Source organism: Nocardia sp. CA-128927 (assembly GCF_050955855.1).
Taxonomy (GTDB): Bacteria; Actinomycetota; Actinomycetes; order Mycobacteriales; family Mycobacteriaceae; genus Nocardia.
Genome location: NZ_CP192087.1, coordinates 7,672,283 through 7,693,288, shown reverse-complemented (window position 1 = coordinate 7,693,288; position 21,006 = coordinate 7,672,283). Strand labels below are relative to the sequence as shown.

Genomic DNA, 21,006 nt, shown 5'->3' with positions numbered 1-21,006 from the left:
GCGGTCGAAGTCGTGGGCGATGTCGCGCTCGTGGCAGCGGTGCCGCCGTCGAGTGGGCGAGAGGTCGGCCTCGCGGGCCGACCTGGCTGCTCGGCTCGGGATGGCGTCGATCACGAAACCTGCTGGTGCCCAGCATGAACGATCACGTCGCTGATCACCTCGGCGTAAGCACGGAAGAGCCTTGGCGGAGCGGGTGTCTCAGCGGCGACCAACAGCGACCAGCACTCGGCGACCACTCTGCGAGCCTTGGTGCCAGCCCAAGGTTGCGGGAGCAGTTGCGGCGGGAGCAGTGGATCGGGCTCCATCGCGCGGGTGAATTCGGCAGCCAGTTCTATTGTTGCGGTCAGCAATTCGGTGTCGGTCAGATCGGCGGTGCGCAAACGTCGCAGCGTGCGCCGCGCGAAGTCCAGGAGTCGGCGGTGGCGCGCGGCGATATCGTCCAGCGGCCACAGGCGGGCGGCGATCCGGCGCGGCGCATCGGTGCCGCCGACGTGCAGGTCCGCGGTGGTGAACGTGGTGACGTGGTCGGCGACGTCGAGCTCGGCGGTCAGCGCGTCCAGATGCGGCTCCCACGCATTGGCGCTGACGTACAACCCACCCTGGATCGGCGCTCCGCCGAGCCGAACTATGCCGTCGCGCATGGCATCTCGAGCTGCGCGGGCGGTCTCAGGAATAGCGAAGGCGACCAGATGCCAGCACCCGTCCCAATCGGCCGCACCACGATCCTGATCGAACATGTAGCGCACGAATTCCGCGTCGGGCGCGAGTGCGCTCATCGTCGCCGTGGTGGCGTGCAGCACCGCCTTGCGGCCTCGCCCGTGCTGGGTGAACTGCCCGTCGGCGACCAGGCGGCGGATGCACAGCCGGACCTGCTGATCGGTCATACCGAGCGCGTTCGCGACCGTGTAGAGCTCACCGGCGTCGATGGTTGCGTCCTCCCGGACCATGCTCTCCACCAGGGTCCGGGTCGTCACCTCGATGCTGTGCTTCTCCACCATCTACCTCTCGGTCCGCTCGCTGATCCGTTCAGCATACAAACGGTGGTTTCCAGAACGAACGATTGGAGCGGCGATGTCGTCGGAAACAACGCGCGCTGAACCCGTTTCGCGGCGCCGCCGAATACTCGTGTCGCTCATGGCGATTCTGCTGCTGATAGGTGCGGCAGGCGGCTGGGTCCTGTATCAGAACAGCTACGACCTGCGGGAACAGCAGGTGACCATCCCGGGCAGTGCACAGCCGTTACACGGCGTGCTCGCGCTACCGAAAGCGGGCACGGCACCATTCGGACTGGTGGTCTCCGTCCATGGTGACGGCCCGGTCGACGCCACCCACGACACCTTCTACCGCCCGATCTGGGAGTCGTTGGCGCGAGCGGGTTACGCGTCGCTGTCCTGGGACAAACCCGGCGTCGCAGGCGCGCCCGGCGACTGGCTGGACCAGACCATGGCCGACCGGACCACCGAGACACTCGACGCGATCGCCTGGGCCAGAACGCGATCCGAGATCGATCCGACCCGGATTGGTCTGTGGGGCGCCAGCCAAGCGGGCTGGGTGCTGCCCGCAGTCGCCGCGCGAGACCCCCGTCTGCAATTCATAATCGCCGTCTCACCCGCCGTCAACTGGCTCCAGCAAGGCCGCTACAACTTGCTCGCCGAACTGACCGCCGCGCACGCGGATCCAGCGCAGGTCGACGCCGCGGTCGCCAAAAGCGAACGCACCCGCAAACTTCTGCGCGACGGCGCGACCTTCGAACAGGCCGGAGCCGCCGCCGCGGACACCACCCCACAACGCTGGCGGTTCAACCAACGCAACTACACCGCCGACGCCTCCGCAGACCTCGCCGCGGTCCGCATCCCCGTGCTGCTGATCCTGGCCGACCACGACATCAACGTCGACGTCGTCGACACCGAAACCCGCTACCGCCAACTGATCCCCGCCGACCTACTGCGCGTCGAGCACTACCGCAACGCCACCCACGCCTTGGTGCGCAAGGATATCGAAGACAGCGCGATCAAGACCACCGCCGTGGCCATCGCCGCACCCCGATCCCTGTTCGCCGCAGGATTTCTGAGCGACCAACGCCACTATGTGCAGGACATCAACGCAAGGTGATCACGAATCACCCTGACGTTCCGCCGCTTCCGCAGCACCGGTGATGTTGCGGACCATCCCGCCGAACACGATCTCGTGGAACGGCGAGATCGCCTTCCAATACGCCTGCCCCGACAACCCGCGTGGTTCGAACACCGCGCGTTGCCGATACATCGGCGACCACCGAATACCGGCGCAGCATGTCTAGATAGGTCAGGACGTCGGGTCCGCCGATATCGAAGGAGTGGTTCACCTCCGGTCCGAGCAGGGCGACGCGGCCGCGGATCAGTCGCTGGGGGCTTCGGTCTCGTGCAGTACGCGCCAGCTGTATCGGGGCGGGATGGACTCGGTGGTCAGTACGGCGGTCGTCCAACGGTCGGCGTGCTTGCCGGAGAAGTGATGTCGCTCCATGAAACGGACAACGGTCACGTTCCCTTCGGCGAGCAGCACCTCCACCTCGGAGATCTCGATATCGAGGCCCGGCCGCGAATTCCGGGCGCGTCGCAATCCGGACAGCAGTTCGGAGCGGCTCAACCGTGCGCCGGAGGTGGTCACCATGGACATCGTGTCGTGCTGGGTCGCGGCGAAGCGTTCCAGGACCTCCGGTTCCGCATCGGTCCCCAGCCACGTGGCGAGCAGGGCGTGCACGGCCTCGACCTCGGCCACCGGATCGAGCGAATCGGAAGCAGACATCTCCGCAGACTACTCGAGCAGCACGTCCGAGTAACCCAGCGACGCGGCTCCGGCCTGCGCCGATCGTTGTCCTCGTTGGGCCATCCGACGCCTACGAGTCGCACCGATCCGCGGCGAATGTCGCGAGCAGTCTCCATGATGTGTCACTCATGGATAGAGGACATCTGAAAGGGTTTGGGGCGCAGCGATAGCCGATCTTGTCCGGTAGTCGACCGGCGGCAATGCGGCTACCATGCGCTAATGCGATGGGGGAGGTTGGGCGACCGACTGCACCGCGCGGCGTTGCTGCTTGCGGTGCTGGTGGCGGTTGTCTGCGGCCTCGGTATCGCGGCGCTCACCTGGTGGCTGCTGTGGCTGGCCTTCGGGGCGAAGGCCGAGACACCGAATCAGCTCGACCTGACCAAGATCGCGTTGGCGGTGGCCGCGGGCGTCGGCGCCGCCGTCGCGCTGGTGGTCGCCTATCGACGGCAACGCGACCTCGAGCGCGGGCGGTTCGCCGAGTTGTTCGGGGCGGCCTCGCGGCAACTGGGCGATTCCGACGTGGCGGTGCGGATCGCCGGGGTCTATGCGATGACCGGGATCGCCGACGAGTTCCGTTCGTCGAGCCGCCGCCAGCAGTGCGTCGACGTGCTCTGTGCTTATCTGCGCCTGCCGTATGACCCGGTAGCCGGGGCGAACCACCTTGTGTCGCAGGCGGAAACGGTGGACGAGTCCGGCCTGAAGGTCGAGCGGGTCTACCAGTTCCGGCAGAACGATCGGGAGGTGCGCCGCACCATCGTGCAGGTGATCGCCGACCACCTGCAGCGATCGGCCGACATCTCCTGGTCGAACTGCGAATTCACCTTCAACAACGCCGTCATCGAACGCGCGGACTTCCGGCACGCGGTGTTCACCGGGCGCAACACCTCGTTCGCCCGTGCGGTGTTCATCGGCCGCACCTCCTTCGAGCACGCGGTCTTCGCCGGTCCGCACGTCACCTTCCGCGACGCGGTCTTCGAGGACGGGCCCGTGCTGTTCGACCACGCGCACTTCGGTTCGACCCGGCCCGAGAAGGTCGAACGCGCCGGTTACGGCACCACTTTCGACGGGGCGCTGTTCGACGGCTCGGTGTCCTTCGAGAAGGCCACCTTCGTCGGGCCGCGCACGACCTTCATCGGCGCCCGCACCACCGGCGCCCGAACCTCGTTCCAGGACACCAAGTTCCAGGCCGAGCTCACCTCGTTCGAACGCGCCGTCCTGGACGGTCAGCACCTCGCCTTCACCGGCGCCGACATCGCCAGCCCGCGAATCACCTTCGCGGGCGCCCAGTTCGAGGCGGGCACCGTCGCCTTCGACGACACCCGCATCGGCACCGCGGGGCGCATGCGCAACCGCGGCACCCGCGAAACAGACTTCAGCCGAGCCGAATTCCACGGCACGACCACCTTCGCGGGCACGACGTTCGCGGGCCGCTCCGTCGACTTCACCGAGGGCGACTTCTTCGGCGACATCTCCTTCGTCGACGCCCGCTTCGCCGCCACCGAGGTCACTTTCGATCGGCCCAAGGCCTGGGTCGGCACGCACTTCGACTGGGATGACATCCCGACGCGCAAGCCGACCAACGTCAAACCCAACCCGTGGCCGCCGGAGCCGCCCGCCGAGTGACGGCTACACGTCCGCGTAGGGCCGAATCCTGTTCCAGGACTGCGCGTTCAGCTTGCCCAAGGTGTAGCCGACCAGCAGATCATCGGCGATCTTCCTGGCGATCAGCTCGTACACCGCCTGGGTGGGATGGGCGAGGTCGCTGGTGGTGAGGCAGCGGCGGATCGCCGGTTCGACCGTGTCCTTCGCGCCGAGGTAGGGCACCGGGACGCCGTGCAGTTGCGCGAAGCCGGTGAGGTCGAAGGCCTTCGCGTTGTCGGCGACGTAAGTCATCCAGTCGCACATCCGCACCAGCGAGATGTGGTTCTTCGTGGCGCCGGGCTGCGGGTCCTTGGCGGTCATCGGCCAGTGCCTGGTGAGGTAGTCGAGCACGTCGTTGAACTGGGCCGTGTTCGCCGAGAACTGGTCCACCTGTTTGCGTTTGCCGTCGGCGATCTGATCCTGGAACCGGATCGAGACGGTCGGGCTCGGCAGATCGATCAGCATGAAATGGTTGCGATCGGGCGGGCCGGGGAACGCGTTCGCGATGCTGTCGACCAGGCCTTTGATTTCCGCCAGCACGGGTGTGATGCCGGTGCCCGCCTTGTCCTTCATCCCGCGCGGAACCTCGAAAACGCCGTCCGACGAGGTCATGTTGTTGCCCTCGGCGCGCTCGGCGGTGACGATGTCGTTCAGCCCGATCCAGATGATGTGCATGGTGTCGCCGGTGAACTGGTCGCCGAGTGCCTTACGTGCCTTGATGTATTGCGCGACCTGCGTCTTCAAGTAGCCGAGCGCGCCGACCTTGGGGCTCCAGTCCGAGCCCGCGATTGCCCCGCCTTCCGCGTAATTGGCATAGCGCACAGGGGGATTCGCGTCTACGTCGGTTTTCAGCAGCATCGAGTGCTTGGTCAGGCTGCGATGGTATTCGGTGGCTTGTTCGGTGAGCTCTTTGGTGGACTGGACCAGGGGATCCGCCCCCGCCCACTCGATCAGGAAGTCTGTCCAGTTCTTTCCGTCGCTGTATCGGCCGATCTCGTTCGTGCGCATCGCTTTGATGGCGCGCGCGAACAACCCGGTAGGTGCCTCTCGCTTGATCCCGATGTCGGACAGACTGTCCCCGAGCACGATCAAATTCTGCAGGGCAATAGGCATGGATTTACTCGCAGTCCTGTATCTCGCGCCACTGGCATGACCGCAAGGCCTTCCGGTAGGTCAAGGGTACTCATCCGGACGGTGCGCCACGCCCAACTCGAAAAACATACCGCGACAGCACAAATCGTCGCCGTGTATGACGATTCGGAGTGATCAGTCGGTATGTCCGGGGCGGCATCCGGCTGGATGCCGCCCCAGATCCTTAACTTGGCCAGCCGCCGTACGGGACGGTGATCAATTCCATGAAGTGGCCGTTGGGGTCCAGGAAGTAGACGCCGCGGCCGCCGTCGTTGTGATTGATCTCGTTGACGCCCTGTTGACGCGGATCGGCCCAGTGGTCCAGCTTGTAGCGCTGGATCTTGGCGTAGGCCACGTCGAATTCGGATTCGGAGATCAGAAAGGCGTAGTGCTGAGGCGAGATTTCCGTGACGTGCGGTGGCACGTTCGCGAAATCGAAGGTTACCGAGTTATCCAACGGGAGCGGAATGAACGGGCCCCATTCGATCCCGAGTTCCGATCCGAGGATGTCCGCCCAGAATTCGGCGGTCACTCGATTATCGCGGCAACCGACAATGGTGTGATTGAACTGTACTGACAGTGGAGTTTCTCCTTGTGCCGTGACGGTCCCGACCCCGGGCTCGGTACAAGGCGGCCAACGGGAGCACCGTCACGATCATGGACGCTAGCAAACGTCCCATGGATTTCGCCAGTATCGGGTGACGCAGACCATGTTTCGGGTCAGCGCGGCAGGCGCAGCGCGGCGCGATAACCGTCGGCGGTCGGGCCGGATTCGAAGGTGCCGCCGAGCAATTCGGCCCGTTCGGCGAGGCCGATCAGCCCGTGCCGTGAGCTGGGCAGCGGCACCGCGGGACGGTTCGACTCGGTGTTGGTGATGGTGACGCCGTAGTGGTCGCTGTCGTGCCACAGCGTTACGGTCGCGGTCGCGCCGGGCGCGTGCTTGCGGACGTTGGTGAGTGCTTCCTGCACTGTTCGATAGATGGTGCGTTGGCCGGGCGCGGCGAGTTCGTCGGGGAGTTCGCCACGCAGCTCGACCTCAATGCCGCTGGAGTCGAGCAGCTTTCGCAGATCGGCGAGCGTCGGCTGGGGCGTGAGCTCGGTGCTCTGACCGCCCGCGGCGCGCAGCAGCGTGACCATGTGGCGGAGTTCGTCCAGGGTGTCCACGCTGAGTCTGCGGATGGTGCGCGCGGCCTCCACCGAGTCGGGGTCGGTGGCCGCGACCTGGAGTGCGCCCGCGCGCACCGCGATCAAACTGACCTGATGGGCGACGACGTCGTGCATTTCCCGGCCGATCTGCGCGCGTTCGCGGGCCAGCACGGCCTGGGCGTGCAGTTGCCGCTCGTGGTCGCGCGCCTGCTCGATCTCGACCAAGCGGGCGGACAGATCGCGGCGGGTGCGCACCAGCTGGCCGAGCAGCACCGGAGCGCCCGCCCAGGCCAGCGAGTACGCGAAAGAGACGAACATGCCGCGCTGGTCCAAGGCGTGCCCGGGCGGCCACGGCGCGGACGCGGCGATCGAGGTGGCGAGCACGGCTCCCCACAACAGCGCGCGGTTGCTCGTGCGTTGGGCCAGGGTGTAGAGCGCGATCGCGGGGGCGGCGAGGTTGGCGAGCATCCAGCTCGCCGGGAGCGTGAGCACGAAGGTCAGCAGGGGAAAGTGGCGGCGCAGCAGCAAACCGGCGCACGCGATACTTGCCGCGACGAGCTCGACTCGCGAGGTGTCCTCGCCGTCGACGAGAATGTCGGCCAGGGCGATGGCGACCAGTGACAGGTCGATCAGCCACGGCGACAGCCGGTTCACGGCAGGAGTCCGGCCCGCTGCGCCAGCAACGCCGCCTGCACGCGGCTGGTCACCCGCAGTTTGGTGAGAATCGCGCTGACGTGGTCCTTGATCGTGCCGACGCTCAGGTGGATCTGCTGACCGATCTCGGCGTTCGATAGCCCGCCCGCGATAAGAACGAGTACCGCGCGTTCCCGTTCGGTGAGACGTTCGACGCGCGCGGCGTCGGCATCGATGTCCGCGGTGGTGGTCGGTTCGGCATTGCGCAACAGGGCGGTCGAGACCTTCGGCGACAGTACGACGCCGCCCGCAGCGAGCGTTCTCGTGAGCTGCGCGAGCTGCTCGGGCTCGGTGTCCTTGAGTACGAAACCTGCTGCGCCGGAACGCAATGCGGACAGAATGTAGTCATCGGTGTCGAACGTCGTCAGCATCGCGACCACCGGCGGATCGGGCATGGCGCGCAGCTGCCGCAACACGGTCAAACCATCGACGTCAGGCATCCTGATATCGAGCAACACGACATCCGGCCGCACCGCCGCAACCGCAGCCACCGCCTCCGACCCGGTCGCCGTAGCAACCACCTCGATGTCGGCGGCCGCATTCAAAATCAGCTCGAAACCAGACCGCACCAGCGCCTCGTCATCGACCACCACCACCCGAATCACCCGCCACACCTCCTTCACCACATTCCCGTTTCCGCACGTGAGCCTAGATCCGGCTGGAGTGCCGACCCGCCAGCGAGGCGGTCGGACGGCCGATCGGCGGGGGTGCTCCAGCCGAACGGCGGGGTAGCAGCCGCCACTGGCCGGAGCCGATCCGGACGCGTGCCGGATACCGTCCGGAACAGGCGTTCTCAACGCTGAAGGTATGGCACACAACGGACTTCCGGCTTCAGTCGACACCGGTCCGCCGACTCAGGTGGGTGGGGTGGATCGGGTCGACGGTACGGAGAGGGCCGGTGCTGCCGAGCGGACCGGTGCTGCCGGGCGGGCGGGTGAGCCGGTTCAGGGCGTTGGTCCGTCGCGGGCCGGTGCTGCGGGTGACGCGGTGCGGGTCGGGGCCCGGCTGGTTGGGGTGGATCTTGCTCGGGGGCTTGCGGTGCTCGGGATGTATGCGGCGCATGTGGGGCCGGAGCCGGGGCGGGGTGGGGTCATCGGGTTCGTGATGGAGGTGACGCATGGGCGTTCGTCGGCGTTGTTCGCGTTTCTTGCGGGGTTCTCGATTCTGCTGATCACCGGTCGGCGGGTGCCGAAGGTAGGGCAGGCGGGGCGGCAGGCGCGGGTGAAGGTGCTGATTCGGGCGGGGATTCTGCTTGTGCTCGGGACCGCGTTGACTGCGTCCGGCACGAAGGTCGAGGTCATCCTGGCGTACTACGGGATGTACTTCCTGTTGGTGCTGCCGTTCGCCCGGCTGCGGGCCGTCACGTTGGCCGTGATCGCGGCGGTGAGTGCGCTGGTGCTGCCGCAGATCGTCTTTGTGGTCACGAGAGACTTCGAGTGGACGGAAGCCGTGAATCGATTCGATCCGATCGCCTGGGTGAGTGGTCGTGGCGATCCGATCGGGATCAGCGATGGGATCGTCGGGCTGCTGTTCACGGGCAGCTATCCGGCGCTGAGCTGGTTGCCGTTCGTGTTCGCGGGCATGGCGGTGGCTCGACTCGACTTGGCCGCCAACGTGATTCGCGTTCGCCTAGCGGCTACCGGCATCGGCCTGGCCGTGCTCGGTTACGGCGGATCCGCGCTGGCCCTGCATTTCGCGCCGAGTGTGACCGCCCGCCCGGGGATCATGTACGCGCCATGGTGGTCCGACATGGCCGAGGATCCGGCAGGCTGGCGCTACCAGCTGGGGGCGATGCCGCACAGCGAAACCACGCTGTCGATCATCGCGAACACCGGCGTCGCGCTCACGGTGCTGATCGCCTGCCTCGCCGCCTGCGACCGGTCCCCGCAGTTCCGGCGGCTGGCCACACCATTGATCGCCGTCGGCAGCATGTCATTGACCGCCTACGTCTTCCACGTAATCGCGATCGCCGTCCTCGGCTTCGCCGTCCTCCCCGCAGGCAGCCTCCCGGTCCTACTCGGCCTGAGCGCCATCATCATGATGTTCGCCTACTGCTGGTCCCACTTCTTCCGCCGCGGCCCCCTGGAATGGTTACTGCACCGCGCAACAACCGTCGCCGACCGAGTCCGCTAGCCGCGCCCAGCGCCGTCGGAGCTGTCCCATCTGGCCGCGCCCGCCGCGCACAGATTCTCGGCCTGCGCACGAGATCGCTAGCTGATTCATGCGCGGCGAACCGGTCCGTGCGCGTCGGTTGCGCGCGCCGGTGCGTGGGTTGGCCGCACGAGTTGTGCACACTGCTGCGTGCGAATTCGTGGGCTGCGCACGAGATCGCTGGCCGTTTCATGCGTGGCGGGTCGATCCGTGCGTGCTGGCGGGTAGGGGCCGGGTGACACCCCTGTGCCTGGGACAGTGGGGACGGTAGCGTCGGCGGAATGAAGATTCGTGGGGCGGTCCTGGAGCGGATCGCGGCGCCCGTGCCGTTCGCCGAGTCGGCGCCGATCAGTGTGGGTGAGCTGGAGCTCGGCGAGCCGGGGGCGGGGGAACTGCTGGTTCGGATCGAGGCGGCGGGGCTGTGTCATTCGGACCTGTCGGTGGTGGACGGGAATCGGGTGCGGCCGGTGCCGATGCTGCTCGGACATGAGGCGGCCGGTCGGGTCGAGGTGATCGGGCCCGGCGGGAGTGATCTTGCGATCGGGCAGCGCGTGGTGATGACCTTCCTGCCGCGTTGTGGCGAGTGCGCGGGCTGCGCGACCGACGGCCGGACGCCGTGCGTGCCGGGCAGCGTCGCCAACAACGCGGGCGAACTGCTCGGCGGTGGGCGGCGGCTGAGCCGCGACGGCAATGAGGTGCACCATCATCTCGGGGTGTCCGCCTTCGCGACGCATGCCGTGGTGGATCGCCGGTCGGTGGTTCCGGTCGACGATGACGTGCCGCCCGAGGTGGCGGCGGTGCTCGGCTGTGCGGTGCTGACCGGCGGTGGCGCACTGTTGAATTCGGCCAAGCCGGGGCCGGGGGACCGGATCATGGTGGTCGGGCTCGGCGGGGTGGGCATGGCGGCGGTGCTGGTCGCGGTGTCGTTGGCGGCCGATGGTCACGAGGTCATCGCCGTCGACACCGTTCCGGAAAAGCTCACTCTGGCAAAGGAATTGGGTGCCACGGCGGCCTATACCCCCGCGCAGGTGGCCGAGCTGGGCGCGCAGGCGGAGATCGTGGTAGAGGCAGCAGGCAACATCCGTGCCTTCGAAACAGCCGTTGCCGCAACGGCCCCCGGTGGCACGACGGTGACTGTCGGCCTACCCGCCCCCGATGCCCGCGCCAGCATCTCCCCACTCGCCCTTGTCGCACAAGGCCGTTCGATCGTCGGCAGCTACCTGGGCTCAGCCGTGCCCTCCCGCGACATCCCCACCTACGTCCGCATGTGGCGCGAGGGCCGCCTCCCCGTCGAACGCCTGGTCTCCGCCCACATCGGCCTCGACGAAATCAACCACGCCATGGACGAACTGGCCGCAGGCCACGCCTTGCGCCAGGTAATCATCTTCGACTGACCAGAGTCGCCGCCGTGAGTGGCACATGGCTGTGTCAAACGTCGAGAGACCCGCACCATGGTGTGCCACTCACGCTTGTCCAGAGGTGCCTGGCGTGGTGTGCGTGGATTCGCCTGGCGCGCACGGTGAGTGGAGGGTGGGTCGTCGACGGACGCGAGTCACCGCCGTGAGTGGCACATGGCTGCGGCAAACGTTGAGAGGCCCGCACCATGGTGTGCCACTCACGCTCGACCGTAGGTGCTGCGCGTGGATTCGCGTGCCGCGCGCGGACTTGCCCGGTGCGCGCGGATTTGCCGAGTGTGACGAGGTCGGGGAGCCGGTGACGGCAATTCCGAGGAGGCCGCCGACACCATCGCATCGACTATCGATCTCGCCGTTGTGCGTGGCAAGCGAACAGCTGCGCGGCGAGCGACGGGTGCGCGGCAAGCGGACGGGTGCGCGGCAAGCGGACGGGTGCGCGGCGGTCAGCGGGGGTGCGGCGCGTCCATGGCATCGACGAAACGTTCTAGTAGGCGGGCGAATTCGGTGCGTTCGGCGGTAGTCCAGTCGGACATGGCGGCGGCCATGGCGGTGCGGCGGCCGGTTCGGGCGGCGGCCATGGCTTGCTGTCCGCCGTCGGTGAGGCGGAGTACGGCGCGTCGTCCGTCGTGTTGGTCGGCGACTCGTTCCAGCAGTCCGTGCGAAACAGCTTGGGCGACAAGGCGACTGGCGCGCGGCTGATCGACGCCGAGGGCGGGGGCCAGGGTGCTTACGGTGGGGGATTCGGTGGCGGCGACCGCGTCGAGGACTCGGTGCAGGGCGGTGGGGATCGGGGAGTCGCCGGCGAGTGCGCCACGGGTCTGTCTGCGTCGAATCCTGACCATTGCGGCTTCGACGGCTTCGGTGATCGCGTCGTGCTCGTTCATCGGTTGATTCCTCCTGCCGTCCGCTCTTCCATCCATCGTAGTTTCATGTAATAGTACATGTAGTTGTTCAGATACATGCTTTGGAGGAAATCATGGCCGTACGGCGCCACATCGGTTACTGGCTGGTGGAACTCGATCGACTGATCACCGCGCGATTCGACGAGGACCTTGCCGCCGGCGAACTGAGCCGCAGGCACTGGCAGATCCTGCACTCGCTGTCGGACGGTCCGCAGCAGGCGAGCGCGCTGTACACCGCGCTCGACACCTTCCTGGCCGATTCGGCGGAATGGGACGCCGAGCTGGCTTCCGTTGTCGCCAAGGGGCTGGTGGTCGACGAGTCGGGCACGCTCTCGCTGACCGACGCGGGTCGAGCGGCCCACGATCAGGCATGGCGTCGGATCGGCGCGCGCCGCAGGCAGATGACCGACGGCATCACCGACGAGCAGTTCGCCGAGACCATGCGGGTGCTGGAAAAGATGGCCGTGAATATGGCTGGCGCCGAGGCGGTTCGCTAGCTAATCTGAATTGACCAGAGTAGTCAAAATGGTCGAAACGGGTGATCGGATGGCACGAAAGCGGTCGGAGCGACCTGATGTCGCATGGCCCTTAGCCGACGCGAAGGCCAGGTTGTCCGAGTTGATCGACAAGGTGGAACGGGAGGGACCGCAAGTGATCAGCAAGCACGGGCGAGAGGTTGCCGTCGTCGTACCCATCGATGAATGGCGTCGCCGGAACGCGCGACAGGGGAGCCTGGCCGAGTTCTTCGCCGACTCGCCGCTACGTGACTCGGGCCTAGTGGTGGCACGTGACAGGACGGATCCGCAGCATCGCGACGTGACCCTGTGATGGCGGTCGAGGTCGAGCCGGCGGATTATCTCCTCGACACCAACGCCGTCTCGGAGTGGGTCAAGCCACGACCGGACCCGGGACTGATGGACTGGCTGCACGAAGCTGACGAGGAACGAATGTTCCTGAGCGTGATCACGATCGGGGAAATCCGCCGCGGCGTCGACCGAATGTCCGACGGACGACGCAAGGCGCGCCTGACTACTTGGCTGTGTGAACAGGTTGCGGACAGATTCGACGAACGACTACTGCCTGTCGACTTCGGCGTCGCGCAGGCATGGGGTCGAATCCGTGCCAGAGCGGAACGCGTCGGGGAGCGGGTCGACGCCGTAGACGCGCTCATCGCAGCGACCGCCGAAGCCCACGGACTTGCGGTTGTCACGCGCAACCGCAAGGACTTCCGTGGCACCGGGGTACAGCTACTCTGCCCATGGAATGAATAGCTATGCGCGGGTGAGGGATTCGGTCACCACCTCGATGTAGTCGGCGGTCCGACTGATCAGCAAGGAGTGACCACCCTCGGCGAAAGTGCGGAAATCGCAGCCGGGGTGCAGGTCACGCAGACGCCCGATGTGGGTGCTGGTGATCAGCGGATCGTCGTCCGCTCGGAACAGCAGAGTCGGCCCGGCCCAGGCGGGGCCCTGCATGAGTTCATCGACACTCTCGGCGAGCTCGAGAAGAAGACGATACGAATTGGCGGCACCCCACACTGCCCGCCGCATCGGTAGCCGTCACGACCTGTTCGATCCAGAACTCGGCCTCATCGGAGTCCTGCCAGGTACTCCGCAGCGCGGTACGAATCGCCTCCTGCGTCTCCAGCCACGGCGTCGCCAAGGTGGTCTCGACCCGCATCCGCAGCCGGTCGACATCCTCCGGCCCGTACAACCCGGTACTCGACAAGGTAAGCGACCGGACGCGATCCGGCACCCGACGAGAAAGGAGCTCCGCATACATGCCACCCGCCGATTGGCCGATCACATGCGCCCGATCGATACCCTCCGCATCGAGCACCGCGACAAAGCCGTCGACCAACTCGGCGCAGGAGCCGACACTCGACGGATAGTCGGGAGCGATCGTTCGGAACCGGGGCACCTACGCGTCCGCCAAATCCAGCCAGCCGATACCGATCCCCGAACCACCGCTCAGCAGCAACACCGCATCGCCGGTCCCGCCGGTGTAGTACTGCCAATCATGCTGCCCGGCAGCAAGTTTCTTGCGGTCGTGTTGCTGCAGGAAGATCGCTGCCCGTTGCCGAATCGAAGTCACGCCCGCGACGGTAGGGGAGATACCGGTGATGCGCAAACATGCGCATGTAGCAATGTAAATCACAGAGGTCAGCGGACCGCCGCAGCAACACGGTCGATAGGCTGACACCGACGAAAGCGGAATGAGGAGGTGCGGTGACCATACGGGTCGGAGTGCTCGGAGCGCAGGGCAAAGTCGGACAGGCCATCTGTGCGGCAGTGGACGCGGCGGCCGATCTGGAACTGGTCGCCACCGTCGACAAGGACGATTCGCTCGACGCGTTCACCGCGGCGAACACGCAGGTCGTCGTCGACTTCACCCACCCCGACGTGGTGATGGGCAACCTGAAGTTCCTGGTGCAGAACGGCATCCACGCGGTCGTCGGCACCACCGGCTTCGACGCCGCCCGCCTCGACGAGGTGCGCGGCTGGCTGGCCGACCGCCCCGAAACCGGCGTGCTGATCGCACCGAACTTCGCCATCGGCGCGGTGCTGTCCATGCGATTCGCCGAACAAGCCGCCCGGTTCTTCGAATCGGTCGAGGTCATCGAACTGCACCACCCGAACAAGGCCGACGCCCCCTCCGGCACCGCCTACCGCACCGCAGGCCTGATCGCCGCCGCCCGCGAGCAGGCAGGCGTCGGCCGCAGCCCCGACGCCACCAGCACCGAACTGGACGGCGCCCGCGGTGCCGACGTCGACGGCGTGCGGGTGCACTCGGTGCGGCTGGCCGGTCTGGTCGCCCACCAGGAGGTGCTGTTCGGCACCCAGGGCGAGACCCTCACCATCCGGCACGACTCCATCGACCGATCCTCGTTCGCCCCCGGCGTGCTGCTCGGCGTGCGCGAGATCGCCAACCGCCCCGGACTCACCGTCGGGCTCGACCCCTTCCTCGACCTGTGAACGAGCACCGACGAGCGGACCGGCGATTCAGCGCGTCGGAGCGCACGAGTCAGACGCGCGCGAGCGAGGCGAAGTGGTGATCGAGCGAACCATCGACACCGTGCGCGGAGCAAGGCGCCGAGACGCGGCCGTCAGCGAGCCAACCGCGAACACGTTGCGCGAGCGAGCAATCCGCACCACTGAGGTGCGGGCGTGAACGCCGCGGACGGGGCAAAGCAGAACCGGGACGTCGTCAAGGTCGTCGCTTTCCTCGCAGTCCTGGTACTCGTGCTCGGCTTCTACTTCCTGCTCCTCGGCCGAATCGCGTTCAGCCTCATCGGCACCGGCGGTGTCGCCGCCATCCTCATCGGCATCGGCGTACTGATCCTCCCGTTCGTCGGCGTCTGGGTCGTCGCGGCCACCGTGCTCGCCGCCCTGGCCCACCAACGCCTGGCCCGCCGCATGCACGAGGAGGGCCGCGAACTCGACACCTCCGACCTACCGCACCGCCCCTCCGGCCGGATCGAACGCGGCGCGGCCGACGAACTGTTCGCCCAGGTCAAAACCGAATGGGAAGCAGACCCCGACAACTGGCGCGTCTCCTACCGCCTGGCCCGTGCCTACGACTACGCCGGTGACCGCACCCGCGCCCGCGCCACCATGCGCCGCGCCGTCGCACTGGAAAAACTCGAACGAGACCAAGCACGCTAGGCGGGTGGGCAGTTGCGCGGGTCGGTGACAATCCCCGACAGACCCGCCACCGTTGCGCAATTCGAAACGATCTTGTGGATACCGCCTGGCGTCAAGGCCGGGCGACCGGTGAATTCGGTCACGCCGGAGCCTATTTCGCTACCCGCGGCCGCCGACGATCAAGGACATAACTGCCGTTGCGGCATACTTCGGTCGATATCCGCGCACCGACTCGACACGGTGATTCGAACAGGGCTCGCACCACGCGCTCGACCGGCTGTGTCGACCGCGAGCCGCGGCAGAATCGGTGGCGCGCACTAGGCTCGACATGTGGCGCAGCTGCTGATCATCCATCACACGCCGTCCCCGCACATGCAGGCCATGTTCGAGGCGGTGATCTCCGGCGCGACCGACCCGGAGATCGAAGGAGTCGATGTCGTACGCCGAGCGGCCCTCGCCGTCACCGCCTCGGATGTGTTGTCCGCCAACGGATATCTGCTCGGCAGCCCGGCCAACCTCGGCTACATGTCGGGTGCCCTGAAGCACGCCTTCGACACGTTCTATTACCCTTGTCTGGACTCGACCACGGGTCGGCCGTTCGGTTACTACCTGCACGGCAACGAGGGCACCGAAGGCGCCGAACGTGGTGTGGAACGGGTCACCACCGGCCTCGGCTGGCAACAAGCGGCCGCACCGGTCATCGTGTCCGGGCCACCCACCAAGGACGACATCCAGCGCTGCTGGGAGCTCGGTGCGACCATTGCCGCGCAACTAATGGGCGACTGACAGTTTTTGTCCCCAAAATAGCTGGCAGTGACAATCTCTGCCGGTAGCGATAAAGGGACGGCCCCGATTTCTAGTGTCTGACCATTCGGTGCTTCGGCCCGGCATACTGACAGAACGTTGTTGCGGTGGGGATGTGACGAGTTTGCTCGGGAATGGAGATTTCAGGTGACGTTGGCCGAAGGGGGCAATAACGCACCGCGCCGGATCGGAGTGGTCGAAGACCACGAATCAGTAGCGATCGGACTGGCCGCCATGCTTGCGCCGGAACCCGATCTCGACCTGGTGTTGACGGCCGGCACGGTACCGGAGTTATTGGCTGCAGCTCAGGATCTACCGCAACTGGATCTGGTCGTACTCGACCTGCGCCTGGCCGACGGGTCGACGCCCGAGGACAATGTGCGCGCGCTGCGCGACCGCGGCATCGAGGTGCTGATCTTCACCGGCGCGGACAACGCGTTCCTCGTGCGGTCCGCCGCGCGAGCCGGCGTGCTCGGCGTGGTGCGCAAATCCGAGGACGTGCAAACCGTCGTCGCGGCCGTGCGCCGCGCGGGCTCCGGCGAACAGGTGGTGACCACCGACTGGGCCGCCGCCATCGACGGCGACCCGCAGCTCTCCGACGTGGGTCTCAGCCCGCGTCAAGAAGAGGTACTCACGCTGTACGCGTCCGGCGAGAAGGCTTCCCGGGTAGCGCGATTGACCGGTCTGTCCGAACAGACCGTCAACGACTACCTCGGTCGTATCCGGCAGAAGTACGCCGACGCGGGACGCCCGGCGCCGACCAAGACCGACCTGTACAAGCGGGCAGTGGAGGACGGATGGCTTCCGGTGCCCGAGCGGCATCCACGCGGATGATCGCGTCCAGCATGCTGGACACTCCTACTACTCCACCTGTGTCGCTCGATCGCATTACACCGAGCCGTTGGCGCAGGGGGGCAGCTCCGGTGTCCAAACAGAGTGGGTACGAGGGCGCGTCCGATCGAATTCTGCGTCGCTTCGGGTTGGCGATCGGCATCGCCGGGGTGATCGTCGCGGTGGTGGAACTGCCGGAGATCGCGGACCAGAGCCGACTGATCGCGGGCGGCTGGACGATCCTCACGGTGGTCTTGGCCTTCGGGTTGTTCCCGGTACTGGCCGCGGTGTCGATCGCGTCGAGCAGGCAGCTCATTCAGTTGGTTTCCGGCGCGGCGGCGGTGAGCTTTCTCGCGGCGATGGCCGTGATCCCGTTCGCCTATCCCGATCCGGCGCCCGAGGCCTCCTCGGTGTGGCTGTATCGCGTGCTCGCGCTTGGTGTGCTCGCGGCCGTGCTGGCGTGGCGTCCGATGTTCGCGGTCGTTTACCTCGTGATCGGTGCGGCGCTGTCGGCGTTCGCCAATGCTTTCGTACTGCCGGACTCGACGCCCGTGGTGTGGGCCGGTGACTTCGTTCGCGCGGCCGGACTGTGTGCGCTGTTCCTGTGGTGCGCCATCTACGCCAAGGCGGCCGCGGATCGCGTGGACCGCGAGTCAGCGATCGAGAGCAGGCGCGCGGCGGCCGTGGCCGGTGCTGCGGCTCGCGATCGCGAACGCGCCCGATTCGCCGCGCTGATCCACGACGCGGTGCTGTCCACCTTGCTCGACGCGTCCAGGGCGGGCACCGATTCGCCCGTGCTGCGCAGGCAAGCCGAGCGGACCCTCGAACAGCTGGACGAATGCCGCGTCGGCGATGTGGAACCGAATCGACTGGACGCACAGTCGGCCACCGGCTTCCTGCGCTCGGCCGTGCACGAGGTCAACCCCGGGATCCGCTTCACCGCCCGACGCTGGTCCGGATTCGACGACCTCCGCCTACCGGTGGACGCCGCGGGCACCATCGCCGCCGCGCTCACCGAGGCGGTGCGCAACAGCTTGCGACACGCCACCGTGCCGGGCCGCGAGGTGCAACGCACCGTCACGGTGACCATCAGCGCGGGCGGCATCCGGGTCGTATTCCGTGACGACGGTGCGGGTTTCGACATGGGCCAGGTGCCCGCCGATCGTCTCGGCATCTCGGTGAGCATTCTCGGCCGGATGCGTCAGCTGGCCGGCGGCGCGGGCTTCGTGGAATCACAACCGGGCGAGGGCACCACGGTGACGTTGGTGTGGGGCAGTGATGGCTGACACGGATACCGAATTCGGGCTGCGCGATCTGCTCGGACTGCGAGATCCGGCGGCCGGGCTGTTCCTGCTCATCCTGCAGGCGACCATCATGCTCTACATGGTGCGCAACTTCGGCGACTCACCGCTGATCGCGGCGGTGGCCGCGCTGGTGCTGCTGGCCGCGGCCGGGGTGCTGGTACTGGTGATCCCCGTCGATCCGCTGCCATTGCCCGCGACCATCTTCGTGGCCGCCTCCGGACCGATAGCGACCGCACTCACCTCATTCGATGTCGAGTACGGCTGGTCCAGGCAGGTGTGGACCGCGTTCGCGTCGTCCTATGTGCTCGCGGTGCTCGTGCTGCGCGGTCGGTTGGGCGCGGCGTGGCTCGGCGTCGGTGGTGTCGCGGTCGTGATCGCGACCGTCGGCGTGGTGAACGGGATGCGCGGCGGGGTGATCGCCGGATCGATCGTGCCGATCTCCACGGTGGCCGGCGTCTCGCTCTTCGCGGTCATCATGCGACCCACCCAGCGTTCGTTGCGGCTGCTGCGCGAGGAATCGACCATGCGCGCCGCCGCCGAGGCCACCATGGCCGCGGAGAACGGCGAACGCGACCGCCAGCTGGCCCGCCTCGACAAGGTGGCCAGGCCCATCCTGGAACGCATCGCCGACGGCGTGGAACTCACCGCCACCGAACGCGAACAGTGCCGACTACTGGAAGCCGAACTGCGCGACGGCCTGCGCGCCCCCCAACTCGTCACCGACGAACTCAGCAGCGCCGCCCGCGGCGCCCGCTCCCGCGGCGTCGAGGTGGTCCTACTCGACGACGGCGGCTTCGCCGGCGTCCCCCGCTGGGTCCGCCAACAGGTAATAGAGGCCGCGACAAAGGAATTGGACGCCGCCAACGCCGGCTCGGTCACCGTCCGAGTCCTCCCGATGGGCCGCCGCATCCTCGCCACGGTGCTCGCCAACGCCCCCCACCAAGACCGCCGCACCGAGATAGATGCCGCGGGCAGCATCAAAGTCTCCACCTAGGACCGAGCTGAGCGGAGTTAGCCCTCGCCGCTACCGACCGGTGCGAAGCCGAACGCACGCCTGGCTCGCCAATGGGACGCCGGTGTTGAACATCGAGTAGCCGCACCGCTATGTCCCGGTGGGCGACCAAACCGGATGCCTCCGCACCGAACGGGACATGACGACGGCGAACGTCGAGTGGCGCCGCCCTCATGTCCCGTTGGCGCTGAAGGTTGTCGGACCCGCGTGGCATTGTTCGGGGTATGCGGAAGATTGGTGTGGGGGTGGCGCGGCGGGTGGCGCTGGCGGCGCAGGGGTTTGCGGCGCGGAAGCCGGTGCGGGCTACGCGGCGGTCGGTGCTCGGGGTGGTCGAGAAAACGCAACTGTTGCAGTTGGATTCGGTGTCGGCGGTGGTGCGGGCGCACTATGCGCCGGTGTTCAGTCGGATCGGGGCCTACGATCGGGCGCTGCTCGAGGAGGCGGCGTGGAGCCATAATGCGCGGCGGCCGCGGCGGTTGGTGGAGTACTGGGCGCACGAGGCCGCGCTGATCCCGGTCGAGGATTGGCCGTTGATGCGGTGGCGGATGGCGCAGTTCGAGAACGGCCGGTGGTCGGCCGTGCGCAAGGTGGTGGAGCGCAATCCCACACTGGGCAAAGACATTCTGGATGTGATCACCGAGGTCGGCGCGTGCACCGCCGGTGAGGTGGAGCGGCATCTGGAGCTGGACAAGCCGCGCGCCAAGGGTTCCTGGTGGAACCTCAGCGATACCAAGATGATCTGCGAGCAGCTGTTCGCCTCCGGCGCGCTGTCGGTCGACAAGCGGGTCAGCTTCGCCCGGCACTACGACCTCGTCGAACGCGTGATCCCGCCGGATATCTTGGCGCGCACCGTCTCCGAGGAGGACGCGGTCCGTGAACTGGTGCTCCGCGCGGCCACCGCACACGGCATCGGCACCGAAACCGACCTACGCGATTACTACCGACTGCACCGCAGCCAAACCGAACCCGCCATTGCCGACCTCGTCGACGCGGGCGAACTGCTCCCGGTCGAGGTCGAAGGCTGGGACAAACCCGCCTACCTGCGCGAGGGCACCGCCATCCCGCGCCGCATCGAAGGCGCCGCCCTGCTGTGCCCGTTCGACCCGCTGATCTTCTTCCGCGCCCGCACCGAACGCCTCTTCGACTTCCACTACCGCATCGAGATCTACACCCCGGAACCCAAACGGGTACACGGCTATTACGTCTTCCCGTTCCTACTCAACGGCGAACTGGTCGGCCGCGTCGATCTCCGCGCCGAACGCGCGGCGGGACGACTATCCGTCCCCGCCGCCTTCGCCGAACCCGGCCACGACACCCTCGCCACCGCCCACGCCCTCACCGAGGCTCTCCGCGACATTGCCGACTGGCTGGAGCTCGACAAGGTAGTAATCGGCCCGCGCGGCAACCTCGCCCCGCTGTTGTAGCCGTCACGGCAGGCCCGGAACTTCGCACGCCGCTTGCTTCTTCACACCGCGCAACCACCTGACAGGTATGCGAGGAACTAGTCAGGTGTGCGAGGAACGAGGG

At 67.0% G+C, this 21,006-nt stretch carries 25 protein-coding genes; 14 read left to right on the top strand and 11 right to left on the bottom strand.

The window, feature by feature from the left end; translation table 11 throughout:
* Nucleotides 1-110: 110 nt before the first annotated feature.
* Nucleotides 111-998, bottom strand: coding sequence for a PaaX family transcriptional regulator C-terminal domain-containing protein (locus tag ACQPW1_RS35510; protein WP_433656625.1), 888 nt, complete (start codon nt 996-998; stop codon nt 111-113).
* Between the two features lie 121 nt (nt 999-1,119).
* Here ACQPW1_RS35510 and ACQPW1_RS35505 point away from each other — a divergent pair, with 121 nt between their 5' ends.
* Complete coding sequence (locus ACQPW1_RS35505; protein WP_433665422.1) at nt 1,120-2,112, top strand: alpha/beta hydrolase family protein; 993 nt, start codon at nt 1,120-1,122, stop codon at nt 2,110-2,112.
* Here the strand turns inward: ACQPW1_RS35505 and ACQPW1_RS35500 are convergent, their stop codons facing one another.
* On the bottom strand, nt 2,113-2,265 hold the full coding sequence (locus tag ACQPW1_RS35500) for a DUF2867 domain-containing protein (RefSeq protein WP_433656623.1): 153 nt from the start codon (nt 2,263-2,265) through the stop codon (nt 2,113-2,115).
* 111 nt (nt 2,266-2,376) lie between these two features.
* Nucleotides 2,377-2,784 carry a hypothetical protein gene (locus ACQPW1_RS35495; RefSeq protein ID WP_433656621.1) on the bottom strand — a complete coding sequence of 136 codons (408 nt, stop codon included), beginning with the start codon at nt 2,782-2,784 and terminating at the stop codon, nt 2,377-2,379.
* Between the two features lie 240 nt (nt 2,785-3,024).
* Here ACQPW1_RS35495 and ACQPW1_RS35490 point away from each other — a divergent pair, with 240 nt between their 5' ends.
* Nucleotides 3,025-4,428 (top strand): pentapeptide repeat-containing protein, encoded by a 1,404-nt coding sequence (locus ACQPW1_RS35490; protein ID WP_433656619.1) that lies wholly within the window; start codon nt 3,025-3,027, stop codon nt 4,426-4,428.
* 3 nt (nt 4,429-4,431) lie between these two features.
* Here the strand turns inward: ACQPW1_RS35490 and ACQPW1_RS35485 are convergent, their stop codons facing one another.
* The 4 genes from ACQPW1_RS35485 to ACQPW1_RS35470 form a co-directional block, all read right to left on the bottom strand.
* Nucleotides 4,432-5,532, bottom strand: a complete 1,101-nt coding sequence (locus tag ACQPW1_RS35485; RefSeq protein WP_433656617.1) for an SGNH/GDSL hydrolase family protein — start codon at nt 5,530-5,532, stop codon at nt 4,432-4,434.
* 229 nt (nt 5,533-5,761) lie between these two features.
* A complete protein-coding gene (locus ACQPW1_RS35480; protein ID WP_433656615.1) occupies nt 5,762-6,109 on the bottom strand; it encodes a VOC family protein in 348 nt (115 codons plus the stop codon).
* 188 nt (nt 6,110-6,297) lie between these two features.
* Nucleotides 6,298-7,377 (bottom strand): sensor histidine kinase, encoded by a 1,080-nt coding sequence (locus ACQPW1_RS35475; protein ID WP_433656613.1) that lies wholly within the window; start codon nt 7,375-7,377, stop codon nt 6,298-6,300.
* Nucleotides 7,374-8,042: a response regulator gene (locus tag ACQPW1_RS35470; protein ID WP_433656611.1), complete on the bottom strand. Its 669-nt coding sequence runs from the start codon at nt 8,040-8,042 to the stop codon at nt 7,374-7,376. The genes ACQPW1_RS35475 and ACQPW1_RS35470 overlap by 4 nt, the downstream gene beginning before the upstream one ends.
* A gap of 181 nt (nt 8,043-8,223) precedes the next feature.
* On the opposite strand from ACQPW1_RS35470, the gene ACQPW1_RS35465 reads away from it, so the two are divergent.
* On the top strand, nt 8,224-9,549 hold the full coding sequence (locus ACQPW1_RS35465) for a DUF418 domain-containing protein (RefSeq protein WP_433656609.1): 1,326 nt from the start codon (nt 8,224-8,226) through the stop codon (nt 9,547-9,549).
* Between the two features lie 299 nt (nt 9,550-9,848).
* Entirely contained in the window at nt 9,849-10,961 is a 1,113-nt protein-coding gene (locus ACQPW1_RS35460) for an alcohol dehydrogenase catalytic domain-containing protein (RefSeq protein WP_433656607.1), read from the top strand.
* 464 nt (nt 10,962-11,425) lie between these two features.
* Here ACQPW1_RS35460 and ACQPW1_RS35455 read toward each other — a convergent pair whose 3' ends face one another.
* Complete coding sequence (locus ACQPW1_RS35455; protein WP_433656605.1) at nt 11,426-11,866, bottom strand: MarR family winged helix-turn-helix transcriptional regulator; 441 nt, start codon at nt 11,864-11,866, stop codon at nt 11,426-11,428.
* 92 nt (nt 11,867-11,958) lie between these two features.
* Between ACQPW1_RS35455 and ACQPW1_RS35450 the strand changes: the two genes are divergently transcribed.
* The 3 genes from ACQPW1_RS35450 to ACQPW1_RS35440 are packed head-to-tail and all read left to right on the top strand — an operon-like array spanning nt 11,959 to nt 13,155.
* Nucleotides 11,959-12,381, top strand: a complete 423-nt coding sequence (locus tag ACQPW1_RS35450; RefSeq protein WP_433656603.1) for a MarR family winged helix-turn-helix transcriptional regulator — start codon at nt 11,959-11,961, stop codon at nt 12,379-12,381.
* Nucleotides 12,382-12,409: 28 nt separating this feature from the next.
* A complete protein-coding gene (locus ACQPW1_RS35445; RefSeq protein WP_433656602.1) occupies nt 12,410-12,712 on the top strand; it encodes a type II toxin-antitoxin system Phd/YefM family antitoxin in 303 nt (100 codons plus the stop codon).
* Nucleotides 12,712-13,155, top strand: coding sequence for a type II toxin-antitoxin system VapC family toxin (locus ACQPW1_RS35440; RefSeq protein WP_433656600.1), 444 nt, complete (start codon nt 12,712-12,714; stop codon nt 13,153-13,155). Before ACQPW1_RS35445 ends, ACQPW1_RS35440 begins: the two co-directional genes overlap by 1 nt.
* Here ACQPW1_RS35440 and ACQPW1_RS35435 read toward each other — a convergent pair whose 3' ends face one another.
* Genes ACQPW1_RS35435 through ACQPW1_RS35425 form a run of 3 tightly spaced genes read right to left on the bottom strand, consistent with a single transcriptional unit; the run spans nt 13,156 to nt 13,978 of the window.
* Nucleotides 13,156-13,359, bottom strand: coding sequence for an alpha/beta fold hydrolase (locus ACQPW1_RS35435; RefSeq protein WP_433656598.1), 204 nt, complete (start codon nt 13,357-13,359; stop codon nt 13,156-13,158).
* Between the two features lie 4 nt (nt 13,360-13,363).
* Nucleotides 13,364-13,804 carry an alpha/beta fold hydrolase gene (locus tag ACQPW1_RS35430; protein ID WP_433656596.1) on the bottom strand — a complete coding sequence of 147 codons (441 nt, stop codon included), beginning with the start codon at nt 13,802-13,804 and terminating at the stop codon, nt 13,364-13,366.
* The gene (locus tag ACQPW1_RS35425; RefSeq protein ID WP_433656594.1) at nt 13,805-13,978 is read right to left on the bottom strand and encodes a hypothetical protein; all 174 of its coding nucleotides are present in this window, start codon (nt 13,976-13,978) and stop codon (nt 13,805-13,807) included.
* Nucleotides 13,979-14,112: 134 nt separating this feature from the next.
* Here ACQPW1_RS35425 and dapB point away from each other — a divergent pair, with 134 nt between their 5' ends.
* The 7 genes from dapB to ACQPW1_RS35390 all read left to right on the top strand — a co-directional run bounded on the left by dapB (nt 14,113) and on the right by ACQPW1_RS35390 (nt 20,903).
* Complete coding sequence (gene dapB / locus ACQPW1_RS35420; RefSeq protein WP_433656592.1) at nt 14,113-14,859, top strand: 4-hydroxy-tetrahydrodipicolinate reductase; 747 nt, start codon at nt 14,113-14,115, stop codon at nt 14,857-14,859.
* A 192-nt stretch (nt 14,860-15,051) separates the two neighbouring features.
* Nucleotides 15,052-15,549 (top strand): hypothetical protein, encoded by a 498-nt coding sequence (locus tag ACQPW1_RS35415; protein WP_433656590.1) that lies wholly within the window; start codon nt 15,052-15,054, stop codon nt 15,547-15,549.
* A gap of 309 nt (nt 15,550-15,858) precedes the next feature.
* Nucleotides 15,859-16,314, top strand: a complete 456-nt coding sequence (locus ACQPW1_RS35410; RefSeq protein WP_433656588.1) for a flavodoxin family protein — start codon at nt 15,859-15,861, stop codon at nt 16,312-16,314.
* 165 nt (nt 16,315-16,479) lie between these two features.
* On the top strand, nt 16,480-17,166 hold the full coding sequence (locus ACQPW1_RS35405; RefSeq protein WP_150405770.1) for a response regulator transcription factor: 687 nt from the start codon (nt 16,480-16,482) through the stop codon (nt 17,164-17,166).
* An 89-nt stretch (nt 17,167-17,255) separates the two neighbouring features.
* Entirely contained in the window at nt 17,256-18,449 is a 1,194-nt protein-coding gene (locus ACQPW1_RS35400) for an ATP-binding protein (RefSeq protein ID WP_433656587.1), read from the top strand.
* Entirely contained in the window at nt 18,442-19,461 is a 1,020-nt protein-coding gene (locus ACQPW1_RS35395) for a hypothetical protein (RefSeq protein ID WP_433656585.1), read from the top strand. Before ACQPW1_RS35400 ends, ACQPW1_RS35395 begins: the two co-directional genes overlap by 8 nt.
* A 242-nt stretch (nt 19,462-19,703) precedes the next feature.
* A complete protein-coding gene (locus ACQPW1_RS35390; protein ID WP_433656583.1) occupies nt 19,704-20,903 on the top strand; it encodes a winged helix-turn-helix domain-containing protein in 1,200 nt (399 codons plus the stop codon).
* Nucleotides 20,904-21,006 lie beyond the last annotated feature (103 nt).